7 protein-coding genes and 2 tRNA genes are annotated in these 12,579 nt (G+C 50.3%); 4 read left to right on the top strand and 5 right to left on the bottom strand.

Features of this window, described 5'->3' with window-relative positions; all coding sequences use genetic code 11:
- Positions 1–20 precede the first annotated feature (20 nt).
- From rimK to BLP55_RS13390, 3 genes are all read right to left on the bottom strand, one after another.
- Positions 21–1,412, bottom strand: coding sequence for a 30S ribosomal protein S6--L-glutamate ligase (gene rimK, locus BLP55_RS13400; protein WP_091145349.1), 1,392 nt, complete (start codon positions 1,410–1,412; stop codon positions 21–23).
- A gap of 460 nt (positions 1,413–1,872) precedes the next feature.
- The gene (locus BLP55_RS13395; protein ID WP_091145346.1) at positions 1,873–2,685 is read right to left on the bottom strand and encodes a class I SAM-dependent methyltransferase; all 813 of its coding nucleotides are present in this window, start codon (positions 2,683–2,685) and stop codon (positions 1,873–1,875) included.
- 59 nt (positions 2,686–2,744) lie between these two features.
- Positions 2,745–5,291 carry an ATP-dependent Clp protease ATP-binding subunit gene (locus tag BLP55_RS13390; RefSeq protein WP_091145343.1) on the bottom strand — a complete coding sequence of 849 codons (2,547 nt, stop codon included), beginning with the start codon at positions 5,289–5,291 and terminating at the stop codon, positions 2,745–2,747.
- Positions 5,292–5,565: 274 nt separating this feature from the next.
- Between BLP55_RS13390 and gyrA the strand changes: the two genes are divergently transcribed.
- Both gyrA and BLP55_RS13380 read left to right on the top strand, forming a co-directional pair.
- On the top strand, positions 5,566–8,145 hold the full coding sequence (gyrA, locus tag BLP55_RS13385) for a DNA gyrase subunit A (protein WP_091145340.1): 2,580 nt from the start codon (positions 5,566–5,568) through the stop codon (positions 8,143–8,145).
- A gap of 18 nt (positions 8,146–8,163) precedes the next feature.
- Positions 8,164–9,444: a tetratricopeptide repeat protein gene (locus BLP55_RS13380; RefSeq protein WP_091145335.1), complete on the top strand. Its 1,281-nt coding sequence runs from the start codon at positions 8,164–8,166 to the stop codon at positions 9,442–9,444.
- Between the two features lie 342 nt (positions 9,445–9,786).
- On the opposite strand, the gene BLP55_RS13375 is transcribed toward BLP55_RS13380, so the two are convergent.
- Together BLP55_RS13375 and BLP55_RS13370 are read right to left on the bottom strand one after the other, a co-directional pair.
- A complete protein-coding gene (locus tag BLP55_RS13375) occupies positions 9,787–10,548 on the bottom strand; it encodes a C40 family peptidase (protein WP_091145331.1) in 762 nt (253 codons plus the stop codon).
- Between the two features lie 434 nt (positions 10,549–10,982).
- The gene (locus BLP55_RS13370) at positions 10,983–12,161 is read right to left on the bottom strand and encodes an acetyl-CoA C-acyltransferase (protein WP_091145567.1); all 1,179 of its coding nucleotides are present in this window, start codon (positions 12,159–12,161) and stop codon (positions 10,983–10,985) included.
- A gap of 232 nt (positions 12,162–12,393) precedes the next feature.
- On the opposite strand from BLP55_RS13370, the gene BLP55_RS13365 reads away from it, so the two are divergent.
- A tRNA-Ser gene (locus BLP55_RS13365) sits at positions 12,394–12,477 on the top strand.
- Positions 12,478–12,483: 6 nt separating this feature from the next.
- Positions 12,484–12,558, top strand: a tRNA-Pro gene (locus BLP55_RS13360).
- Positions 12,559–12,579 lie beyond the last annotated feature (21 nt).

Genomic DNA, 12,579 nt, shown 5'->3' with positions numbered 1-12,579 from the left:
ATTGGGCCGACTGCTTTTGGTTATTCCGTCGGTTGTTTGGTCAGTTTAAATTTAAGGTTTTTTTCGATAGCCTTGATCATCTTGCCCGCAATATCTTTGTTGGTCGCGCCCTCGATGCCTTCCAAGCCCGGCGAAGAATTGACTTCAAGCAACAATGGGCCTTTGGCCGATCGGATGATGTCTACGCCGGCTACCTTGAGTTCCATCGCCTTGGCGGCCTTGATTGCGATCCGTTTTTCTTCATCGGTAACCTTAATGACCGAAGCCTTGCCGCCCAAATGGACGTTTGCCCTGAACTCGCCCGGAAGCGCTTCGCGTTGGATGGCCGCGACCACTTTTCCGTCGATTACAAAACAACGGATGTCTTTTCCGTTGGCCTCCTTGATGAATTCCTGCACCAGGATGTTGGCGTTGACGCTCTTGAACGCATTGATCACCGATTCGGCGGCCTTTTTCGTTTCGGCAAGCACGACGCCCTTGCCCTGCGTGCCTTCGAGCAGTTTGACGATGAGCGGTGAGCCACCCACCATTTTGATCAAATCGTCGGTGTCCAGCGGCGAATTGGCGAACCCCGTGGTAGGGATGTCGATGCCCTGGTTGAGCAACAACTGCAAAGAATACAGTTTGTCGCGTGATTGCGCGATGGCCTTGGACGAATTGAGCGAGAACACCTTGAGCGCCTCGAATTGCCGTGTGAGTGCACAGCCGTAAAAAGTAACGCTCGGCCTGATCCTCGGGATGATGGCGTCGAAACGGTGCAGGATCTTACCGCCGCGGTAATGGATTTCGGGCAACTTGGCATCGAGCTTCATGTAACACTCCTTGATGTTGAGGAATTCCATTTCGTGCCCGCGGATGGTGCCCGCTTCCATGATCCGTTTGTTGCTGTATAGTTCGGGATTGCTCGCAAGCAACGCAATGCGAAGGCCATTTTGGGCTTCCGGCGCGTTTTTGTAGATTTCCTTGAGCTTGTCGGTAGGGTTGTTTTTCAGGACGTATTTTTGTTCGGGATCCACGAGCACACGTCCGCTCATGGCTTCGCGCCCGAGCAGCATCCGGAACCCCATCGAGTCGCGGTTGGTGAGCGTCATTTCGATCGGCCAGTTTCCAGACCCGATGTCGAGCGTCGTACGGATCACAAACCGTTGCTCCCGAAACCCGCTCGAGCTTTTGACGATGCGTTTGTCGACGAGTTGTGCTTGACAATGGATGACAGTCTTGAGGTCGTTTTGGATAGGTTTGACATCGAATTTGACCCAATTCTCGCCGTCTTTTTGAAAAGGCGCGATGTTGATTGCATGCAGGGCAGAGGTTTTTGCGCCCGAATCGATGCGTGCCTTGATGGCTGGGATGTCGAGTTCGGGAAACGAGAACCATTCTTCGCTGCCGAGTATGACTTTGTTTTCGGTCATGGTGTTCTAAAAAGTGCCCGAAATTAAATTAAAAATCGATAGGCGGTACATTGCTAACACAAAAATAACAATGTGATAAAAGTGGTTGACTTCTGAATTGTTTCGAAAGTATTTGAAAAAGGGGCTAAGGCAATGGTTATTTAACAAAAGATGCAGTTTTTCTGTATCCAAGTCTCAAAAATATTGGTTAGGGATAAACCCAATTCCCCTACCCAATTGGGTAGAAAATACGATTTTTTTCGATACCCTTGTTGCAGAAAAACCGTAAATTTCCCCTCTGTAATCACATCAAAAAAGCCTACTTAATTCGTAGACTTTTCAGTTTTGTTGATTTTTACGGTAAGTTCTTGCGAAGTGTCGTGTTCAATATCCATGAAGATTTCGTCGCCAAAAAGAAACATGGTTGTCTCTCCGATGCTAGCGTATCGTGGACAAACGATCAAGGAGCGTAAGATTGGTCTTATTTTCGCAACAACAAAGTGACGTGCATGCAAGAGTAGATGTCGTCTATGTTTTGTGTGTTCCAGTCTTTTTCGATCATTTTTGAGATGATCTTTGCTTTGTAGTTGCTTCCCAACGGCAAAACGTTGATCAGCACACCATACTTGCTACGGCCAAGTATACCGCGCACTTGTTCGACCTCAAAATTGTTCTTGATTTTTTGGATGACTTTTTTGGTGAAAGGCCATTCCCAATCGGCATCGTTCTGGAATGGGCGGTACAAGGTGCGCAACACCTTGATAGGGAGGCTTGTCTCGAGCGGATCGTATGATACGATTATACCTCCCGGCTTGAGTTTTTCCTTAAGTCGGGCAACCAACATGTCGAAATTTTCAAAATGGTGCAACACGCCGTAAGCGTAAACAATATCAAAGTCGCCGTGGTTAAACTCGGGGGAAAAAAAATCGATCGCAATGGCCTTAGCATTTTTATATCCTCCAGCTTCTATTTTTTGCTGCAAAGTCGCAATGGCGACGTCGCTCAAATCGATACCGATGTATTCCTTTGCATTTTCGGCCATGTACAACGACAAAGCATTGCCGCGCAGGCATCCAAGGTCCAGGATTTTTTTGTCGCTTAAATCGCCCATCCAAACTTTGTGTTCCTGATAAACCCTGTCTTTCAAGTCGAACTTCTTACGAAAATCACTGAGCAAGCCATTGCGGAAATTAGACCAAATGCGTGTCGGCAAGTTTTTCTTGGACGGCTGTGTCGAATTGTAAAATTCCTTCTGGCGTTTGTTAAGTTCTAAAAGCTCCTCGGTTTCTTTCATTGCGGTTCGATTTCTTAAGGGACAAATATAGCAACTTTCGCTGCCTAAAAAAAGCCTACTTAATTAGTAGGCTTTTCAGTTTTATTGATTTTAACGGTAAGTTCTTGCGAAGTGTCGTCTTCAATATCCATGAATATTTCGTCGCCCGAGCTGATCTTCGAAGTGATGATCTCTTCGGCCAGCGCGTCCTCGACATACTTCTGGATCGCGCGTTTGAGCGGCCTGGCCCCGAATTGTTTGTCAAAACCTTTCTCGGCGATGAACGCCTTGGCTTTGTCCGACAACGTCAGGTTGTAGCCCAACTCCTGGATGCGTGCATACAATTTCTTGAGTTCGATTTCGATGATCAGGTCGATGTCGGCTTTCTCGAGCGCGTTGAATACGATTACATCGTCGATACGGTTCAAGAATTCAGGGGCGAACGTCTTCTTGAGCGCATTTTCGATGACGCTTTTTGAATGTTCGTCGGCATTGGCTACTTTGGCAGCCGTTCCGAACCCGACACCTTGTCCGAAATCCTTGAGTTGGCGTGCGCCCACGTTCGAAGTCATGATGATGATCGTATTCTTGAAGTCGATCTTACGGCCCAAACTGTCGGTCAAAAACCCGTCGTCCAAAACCTGGAGCATCATGTTGAACACATCCGGATGCGCTTTCTCGATCTCGTCCAAAAGCACCACGCAATACGGTTTTCTGCGCACTTTTTCGGTGAGTTGTCCGCCTTCTTCATAGCCGACGTACCCAGGAGGCGCACCCACCAATCGCGAAATCGCAAATTTCTCCATGTATTCACTCATGTCGATGCGGATAAGCGCATCTTCAGAATCGAACAATTCCTTGGCCAGGACTTTGGCGAGCTGCGTTTTACCGACGCCCGTTTGCCCAAGGAAAATAAAGGAACCAATCGGACGGTTCGGGTCTTTCAATCCCGCGCGGTTTCTTTGGATGGAACGCGCGATCTTGAGCACCGCTTCTTTTTGCCCGATGACTTTGTTTTCGATGAGTTCGGGCAGGTTGGCCAGTTTGTTGCTTTCGGTTTGTGCGATGCGGTTCACGGGGATTCCGGTCATCATCGAAACGACGTCGGCGACATTGTCTTCGGTCACCAAAATACGGTTCGATTTGGAATCTTCTTCCCATTGTTCTTGTGCAATCGCCAAATCTTTTTCGATGCGTTTTTCGTCGTCGCGCAACTTGGCCGCTTCTTCGTATTTCTGTTTTTTGACGACAGAGTTCTTGAGCTCGCGCACTTCTTCGAGTTGGCGCTCCAGATCCAAAATTTGTTTCGGCACCTCGATGTTGGTGATGTGCACACGCGATCCGGCTTCGTCCATCGCGTCGATCGCTTTGTCCGGCAGGAATCTTTCGCTCATGTATCGGTTGGTCAATTTTACGCAGGCCTCTACGGCTTCGGGCGTATACGTGACGTTGTGGTGGTCTTCGTATTTGTTCTTGATGTTGTTCAAGATGGTAATCGTTTCCTCGACCGATGTAGGTTCTACGATGATCTTTTGGAAACGACGCTCTAAAGCACCGTCTTTTTCGATGTACTGACGGTACTCATCCAAAGTCGTCGCGCCGATGCATTGGATTTCGCCACGGGCAAGCGCTGGTTTGAACATGTTGCTGGCATCGAGCGAACCCGTGGCACCGCCAGCGCCCACAATGGTGTGGATCTCGTCGATGAACAAAATGATGTCGTCGTTCTTTTCGAGTTCGTTCATCACGGCTTTCATACGCTCTTCGAACTGTCCGCGGTATTTGGTTCCCGCGACAAGGCTCGCCAAATCGAGCGTCACCACGCGTTTGTTGAACAAAATGCGCGATACTTTCTTTTGGATGATGCGTAGCGCCAATCCTTCGGCAATTGCCGATTTACCGACGCCTGGCTCACCAATGAGCAGCGGGTTGTTTTTCTTGCGCCGGCTCAAAATTTGCGACACACGTTCGATTTCTTTTTCACGGCCTACGACCGGATCGAGCTTGCCTTCTTCGGCCAGTTCGGTCAAATCGCGTCCAAAGTTGTCGAGTACCGGCGTTTTCGATTTTTTGTTCGACTTGTTGGCCGGGTTGTTGAACGAGCCTTCCTTAAGGCTGTCATCCTGTCCTGAATCTTCGTTGAAAGACTCATTCTTAGGTAAATTTTCGAGGAAATTATCTTCGTTTGGCGTCATGTTCAAATACTGTTCTTTGGCTGAATCATAATCGATCTTGAGTTTGTTCAGCAGCTTGGTTGTAGGATCGTTTTCGTTTCTCAAAATGCACAACAGCAAATGTGCCGTGCTGATCGAGGTGCTCTGGAACACCTTGGCTTCTAAAAATGTGGTTTTCAGGGCACGCTCGGCCTGGCGGGTCAGGTGCAGGTTTTTCTTTTCGTTACTTGTTGTTACGTTGGGGTTGGCCGGGCTTAGGATTTCGACCTTTCGGCGCAAATGCTCGAGGTCTACCGACAAATTATTCAGGATTGTGATTGCCTTGCCATTGCCATCCCTCAGTATCCCCAACATCAGGTGCTCGGTACCAATGAAGTCGTGCCCCAAACGGAGCGCCTCTTCCTTGCTGTACGTGATTACATCCTTGACTCTTGGTGAAAAATTATCATCCATAATAATGAAGTTGGTCTTGTAAATTTAATAATAATGGTGCGGTTTTGCAAAAACCATTCCTGACACGGGACTGACAACATCTGCTGTCAGGCTAATTGACGAAAAAAACTCCAATTCCCGCGTTAAAGATTTACTAACTTATCAACGGAATTTTGGCGCTTTTTTGTTAATAAATAGCGGTAAATTTATGTTAACCGATGCCTTTAAAATGGGCGGGAAAGGTTATATTAGCGGGATTTTTTATATAGAATATTTTTAAACCAAATTATAACCTATGTCTGACGGAGAAAAGTTAATTCCGATTAACATTGAGGACGAAATGAAATCTGCTTACATCGATTATTCGATGTCAGTTATTGTGTCAAGGGCGTTGCCCGACGTACGCGACGGACTAAAGCCCGTACACCGACGGGTTTTGTACGGGATGTACGACCTGGGCGTTTTCTCGAACCGTGCCCACAAAAAATCGGCGAGAATCGTAGGGGAAGTCTTGGGTAAGTACCACCCGCACGGCGACTCGTCGGTATACGACGCCATGGTGCGTATGGCGCAGGACTGGAGCTTGCGCTACCTGCTGGTGGACGGTCAGGGTAACTTTGGATCGATCGACGGCGACAGCCCGGCGGCCATGCGTTACACCGAGGCGCGTTTGCGCAAGATGTCAGAAGACATAATGGCAGACATCGACAAAGAAACGGTCGATTTCCAACTCAACTTCGACGACACCCTCGAAGAACCCAAAGTCATGCCAACGCGCGTACCGAATTTGCTCATCAACGGGGCATCGGGCATTGCCGTAGGTATGGCCACCAACATGCCGCCGCACAACTTGTCTGAAGTGGTCGACGGTACGCTGGCCTACATCGACAACAACGAGATCGAAATCGACGAACTCATGAACCACATCAAGGCCCCCGATTTTCCTACGGGCGGCGTGGTGTATGGGTACGACGGCGTACGCGAGGCGTTCAAGACCGGCCGCGGCCGTATCGTGTTGCGCGCCAAGGTCAATTTTGAAGAAGTCGATGGGCGCGAATCGATCATCGTGACCGAAATCCCGTACCAGGTCAACAAAGCCGAGATGATCAAAAAGACCGCCGATTTGGTCAACGACAAAAAAATCGAAGGCATCTCGAACATCCGCGACGAATCGGACCGCAACGGGATGCGTATCGTATACATCCTCAAACGCGACGCCGTGCCGAATGTGGTGCTCAACACCTTGTATAAATATACGCAGTTGCAGTCGTCGTTCAGCGTCAACAACATTGCGCTGGTGGCGGGCCGTCCGCAGTTGCTCAACCTCAAGGATTTGATCCATTATTTTGTCGAGCACCGTCACGAAGTGGTCGTGCGTCGTGCGCAGTACGAATTGCGCAAGGCCGAGGAACGCGCGCACATCTTGGAAGGGCTTATTATCGCCTCGGACAATATCGACGAGGTCATCGCCATCATCCGCGGCTCGAAGAACACCGACGAGGCGCGCGAGAAGTTGATGACGCGTTTCAGCCTTTCCGACATCCAGTCGAGGGCGATCGTCGAGATGCGTTTGCGTCAGCTCACGGGTCTTGAGCAGGACAAGCTCCGCGCCGAATACGAAGACATCATGAAGCTCATCGAACACTTGAAGGCGTTGCTCGCGAGCAAGGAAATGCGCATGCAGCTCATCAAGGACGAACTCGTCGAGATCAAGGACAAATACGGCGACGACCGTCGTTCCTCGATCGAATATGCGGGCGGCGACGTGAGCATCGAAGACTTGATCGCCGACGAACACGTGGTGATCACCATTTCGCATGCGGGCTACATCAAACGCACGCCACTCACCGAATACAAGACGCAAAACCGCGGCGGCGTAGGGCAAAAGAGTGCCGGTACGCGCGACGCCGATTTCCTCGAGCACATGTATGTGGCCACCAACCACCAGTACATGTTGTTCTTTACGCAAAAAGGAAAATGTTTCTGGATGCGCGTTTACGAGATTCCGGAGGGCAGCAAGACCAGCAAAGGCCGTGCGATCCAAAACCTGATCAACATCGAACAGGACGACAAGGTCAAGGCGTTCATCTGTACGCAGGACCTCAAAGACCAGGAATACATCAACGGGCACTATGTGATCATGGTGACCAAGCAGGGGCAGGTCAAGAAAACCCCGCTCGAACAATATTCACGCCCACGTGCCAACGGTGTCGCGGCCATTACCATCCGCGAAGACGACGAGCTGCTCGAGGCCAAACTCACCACAGGCCAAAGCCACGTACTGGTGGCCGTCAAATCGGGTAAATTGGTGCGTTTCGAAGAAGGCAAGACGCGTCCGATGGGACGTACCGCCTCGGGGGTACGCGGCATCACGCTGGCGCATGACAAAGACGAAGTCATCGGTATGGTGGCCGTCAACGACATGAACAGCGAAATCCTAGTGGTTTCAGAAAACGGCTACGGCAAACGTTCGTCGCTCGATGACTACCGCATCACCAACCGTGGCGGAAAAGGTGTCAAGACGCTCAACATTACCGACAAGACGGGGCAACTCGTTTCGATCAACAGCGTAACCGATGCCGACGATTTGATGATCATCAACAAATCGGGGCTCACCATCCGTATGGCCGTCGAAGATTTGCGCGTCATGGGCCGTGCCACACAAGGGGTGCGTCTGATCAACCTCAAGGGCAACGATTCGATCGCGGCCGTGACCAAGGTCATGAAAGAAGAGGAGTCGCTCGACGTAGAACGCGACGAGAACGGCGACATCATCTCGCCGAACGCGGTTCCGGTATCGACTTCTGAAGCGACCGACAACTACGACGACGAAGACGTAGACGACCAGCCCGAAGAAGGCAACGAAGAAGAATAACAATTAAACACAACCATAATGAAAAGCAAATATGCAATATTGGCCTCGGCGCTGTTGATTTCGGCGAGCGGTTTGGCCCAAAAAGACCAGATCAAGGCGGCCGAGAAAGCACTCAAAGGCGGCAATGCGATGGAGGCGATCAACCAACTCAAGCAGGCCGAAGGCAGCATTGGCGGTGCATCCGAAAGCGAAAAGGCGCAATATTATTTCGTCAAAGGAAACGCACATATGGATCTGGCCGACAAAAAAATGGAACTCGGCAAAAACCTTGTCGAATCGGCCAAGGCCTATACGCAAGTGCTCGCGATCGAAAAGGCGGCGGGTAAATCCAAGTTCACCTCCGACGCACAAACCAATTTGGGCAAGGCCAAGAACAACCTGCTGACCGCTGCGCAGGCCGAGATCAAGAAAGACAACAACAAAGGCGCCGCCGATTTGCTGTATGCGGCCTATGAAGCCGATACGTCCAACCTCGAGAACCTGTACTATGCCGCGAGCTATTACATGACCGCCGCCGATTACAACAAGGCGTTGCAGTATTTCGAAGAACTCAAGAAATCGAACTTCACGGGCGAAGCCACCAATTATTACGCAAAGAATGCGGTGAGCGAGCAAGAGGAATTCTACGGTTCTGACGATGCCGCCAAGAAAAACCGCGACAACCAGGTTCGGTTGAAACTGGCCACCGCGCCGCGTGACGAGAAAATGGCGTCCAAGAAAGGCGAAATCGCCAAGTACATCGCCTTGATCTATGTGCAACAAGGCAAGAACGAGCAGGCCAAGGCCGCGTTGGCCGAAGCCAAAACGTTGAGCCCGGACGATATCAACATCCTGCAAGCCGAAGCCGAAGTGTTGCTCAAGATGAACGACATGGAAGGCTACAAGGCTGTGACCAAAAAGATCGTCGAGAAAGAGCCAAACAATCCCGATTTGTTTTTCAACCTGGGCGTAACCTCGCAAAAAGGCGACCCGACTGCGGCCGAAGGCTACTACAAACGCGCGATCGAAATCAAACCCGATTACTGGCAGGCGCACCTGAACCTGGCGATCCTCAAGATGGCCAACGAGCAAAAACTGGTAGACGAGATGAACAAGCTTGGCACCTCAGACAAAGACATGAAACGCTACGACGCGCTCAAAAAGCAACGCGACGACATGTTCCGTTCGGCCGTCCCGCATTTGGAAAAAGCCTACGAAATCAACCCGGATGTCGAAGTAGGAGAGACGTTGTACAACGTATACGGCGCGCTCGAATTGACCGAAAAGAGAAAGGCGCTTAAAGCCAAGTTGGGGAAATAACCGTTTAACCGCAGAGTGTACAAAGGTTTTCGCAAAGTTCACAAAGGCTATGCTTAAAAATAAAAGCCGTCCTGATCAGGGCGGCTTTTTTATGGCCTATTTTTTCCTCCAAATCTTTGTGAAAAACTTGGCGCGCTCGAATTGACCGAAAAGAGAAAAGCGCTCAAAGCCAAGTTGGGGAAATAACAGTTTAACCGCAGAGTGTACAAAGGTTTTCGCAAAGTTCACAAAGGCTATGCTTAAAAATAAAAGCCGTCCTGATCAGGGCGGCTTTTTTATGGCCTAACTTTTCTAACCTTCCAAACCTTTGCGGAAAACTTAGCGTACTTTGCGGTAAACGGTTTAAATGATTTTCTTGATCACGCGCAGCTTGTGCGTATGCCGGTTCTGCTCGGCGTTGTAAATCCCCAAATGGTCCAGGCGGTCCACACGGATTTTCCCGCTGCCATGGATGATGTAGTTGTTGTCCATGATGATGCCCACGTGTATGATGCGGCCCTCGTCGTTGTCAAAAAACGCCAAATCGCCCGGCTCGGCCTCTTCGATAAAACTCAAGGGTTCGCCCTGCGTGGCCTGTTGCGAGGCGTCACGCAGCAAATGGTACCCGTTGAGCTTGTACACCATTTGCGTGAATCCCGAACAGTCGATGCCAAATGGCGTCTTGCCGCCCCACAAATACGGCGCGTTCAAATACGCAAAAGCCGTGTTGATCAAATTCGCCTTGGGCTTGACGCCGCTGATGCGCATGCCCTCGAAATCAAAATTGTCGGTGTTGATCTCGGGATAATTCAAAAACGACAACGAGGCACCCAACGGAATCGGCAACAGCAAATTGTTGGGCGAGGTGATGTATTCGATCAAATCCGAATTGAGCACGATCGCGTCTTCGCTGAGCTGCTTGTACTGTTCCTTGGTGATCGCGCGGTACTGTTTGGTGTCGATCCAGCCTTCGTATTGGTCGTACTGTAAACGCACGCGCGTCCACTGTTTGGCCGTTTCCAAAACCTCGAAGTGTTCGCCGAACAATACCTGCGACACGATTTCGCTACGGTCGCTGGCTTCGGCGCGCAAAGGGATGATGGCTAGGTTACAGATTCCGAACATCTGGTTGTATGGTGAATTTTAAATTTTAAATTTTGAATGGTTGGGAGCTATTTCCCGCTATCCGGTGCAAATGCTTTTTAGCATTCAGCGAACACTTAAATAAAATAAGTGTTAAGTGAGCTAATCTTTTTGCTTTTTGTGGCACGATGATGTTTCTGGGTGCGTTTCGTATTTCGATCGCATGGAGAAATCTCATGATTAGGCAAAAAGGATTTTCGCTGCTATCCGGGCTAGGGCTATGTACTTTTTATAATGTTTTTTCTAAATATTGCCAGCGCGCCATCTGGCTCCTTCGCTAAAACAGTCCACCGGACTGTTTTTTAACGCTCGGCCCTATCGGGGCTAGGGCCTGTAACGTCACCGATGTTTTTTCGGTTTTCCGGCGCCTGGCGTCCCACCATCCAAAATTTAAAATTCAACATTTAAAATAAAAATTACGCGCGTTCCAACACAATCGCCGATGCACCGCCGCCGCCATTGCAAATCGCCGCCGCGCCAATCTTGCCGTTGTTTTGTTCGAGCACGTTGATGAGCGTCACGATGATCCGGGCTCCCGAAGCGCCCAACGGATGCCCGAGCGATACCGCACCGCCATTGACGTTTACTTTGTTGCCGTCCAGGCCAAGGATTTGCGTATTGGCCAAACCAACCACCGAGAACGCCTCGTTGAATTCAAAGAAATCAACCTGGTCCTTGGTGATGCCCGCCTTGTCGAGTGCAATCGGCAACGCTTTGGCCGGTGCGGTCGTAAACCATTTCGGCGCCTGCTCGGCATCTGCGTATGATTTGATATAGGCCAACGGCTTTAACCCAAGCGACTGTGCTTTTTCCTCGCTCATCAGGACCAAGGCCGCCGCACCGTCGTTGATGGTCGAGGCATTGGCCGCCGTGACTGTACCGTCTTTGGTAAAGGCCGGGTTCAAGGCCGGTATTTTGTCGAGTTTCACATTGGTATATTCTTCGTCCTTGGTCACCATGATCGGGTCGCCTTTGCGTTGCGGCACGGCCACGGGAACGACTTCGTTGTCGAATTTTCCGGCGTCCCAGGCCTTGGCCGAACGCTCATAGGAGTTGATCGCGAATTGGTCTTGGTCTTCGCGCGAAATGTTGTATTCCACGGCACACGCATCGGCGCAAACACCCATGGCATTGTTGTCGTAAGCGTCGCTGAGTCCGTCTTTTTGCATACCGTCGACGAGGCTCGTCCCGCCGAATTTCATGCCCGTTCTCATTTGTACATAGTGCGGGATCAAACTCATGTTTTCCATACCGCCGGCCACGACAATCTCGGCATCGCCCAGCATGATGGCCTGCGCGCCCTGCATCACGGCTTTCATACCCGAGGCGCATACTTTATTGACCGTGGTCGTGACGACACTTTCGGGCAACCCGGCAAACAGTGCCGCCTGACGTGCCGGTGCTTGCCCGACGCCCGCCTGTACGACGTTGCCCATTAATACTTCATCGACCAATTTGGGGTCGAGGTTGATTTTGTCGAGCGCCCCCTTGATGGCCGCCGCACCCAATTTTGGCGCGGGAACCGTAGACAGGGCACCCATAAAGCTTCCGATTGGCGTCCTCACAGCCGACACGATAACCACTTTTTTGCTCATAGTATTGTTGCTAATTTGTTTGGTTGCGAATTTAACCAATTTCAAGCGATTTAGGATGTCCTTTTGCAATTAATTAAATAGCGCCGAATCGCCTAAATGGTTTCATTTTGTTGACAATGAAGTGCTTTGCCCGACTGCCCAAAAAAAACAGTAAAAAAAATTGCAATTAGTTGTTAAATATCGAATGAAAAGTTACATTTGCAACCGCAAAAAAGGTAAACTTGATTGCAACGGAGAGGTGCCGGAGTGGTAACGGAGCAGATTGCTAATCTGTCGGCGGGTAACTGTCGCCTGGGTTCGAGTCCCAGTCTCTCCGCTTCTTCGGGGTGTAGCGTAGCCCGGTTATCGCGCCTGGTTTGGGACCAGGAGGTCGCAGGTTCGAATCCTGCCACCCCGACAAAGCAAATCCCTGTCGATG

The organism is Flavobacterium caeni (assembly GCF_900101895.1).
GTDB classification, from domain to species: Bacteria; Bacteroidota; Bacteroidia; order Flavobacteriales; family Flavobacteriaceae; genus Flavobacterium; species Flavobacterium caeni.
This window is presented reverse-complemented; position numbering and strand designations above follow the sequence as displayed.

Coding starts and splice junctions, on each gene's coding strand:
- rimK (WP_091145349.1), bottom strand. CDS start 1,412: ATGACCGAAAACAAAGTCATACTCGGCAGCGAAGAATGGTTCTCGTTT.
- gyrA (WP_091145340.1), top strand. CDS start 5,566: ATGTCTGACGGAGAAAAGTTAATTCCGATTAACATTGAGGACGAAATG.
- BLP55_RS13390 (WP_091145343.1), bottom strand. CDS start 5,291: ATGGATGATAATTTTTCACCAAGAGTCAAGGATGTAATCACGTACAGC.
- BLP55_RS13370 (WP_091145567.1), bottom strand. CDS start 12,161: ATGAGCAAAAAAGTGGTTATCGTGTCGGCTGTGAGGACGCCAATCGGA.
- BLP55_RS13395 (WP_091145346.1), bottom strand. CDS start 2,685: ATGAAAGAAACCGAGGAGCTTTTAGAACTTAACAAACGCCAGAAGGAA.
- BLP55_RS13380 (WP_091145335.1), top strand. CDS start 8,164: ATGAAAAGCAAATATGCAATATTGGCCTCGGCGCTGTTGATTTCGGCG.
- BLP55_RS13375 (WP_091145331.1), bottom strand. CDS start 10,548: ATGTTCGGAATCTGTAACCTAGCCATCATCCCTTTGCGCGCCGAAGCC.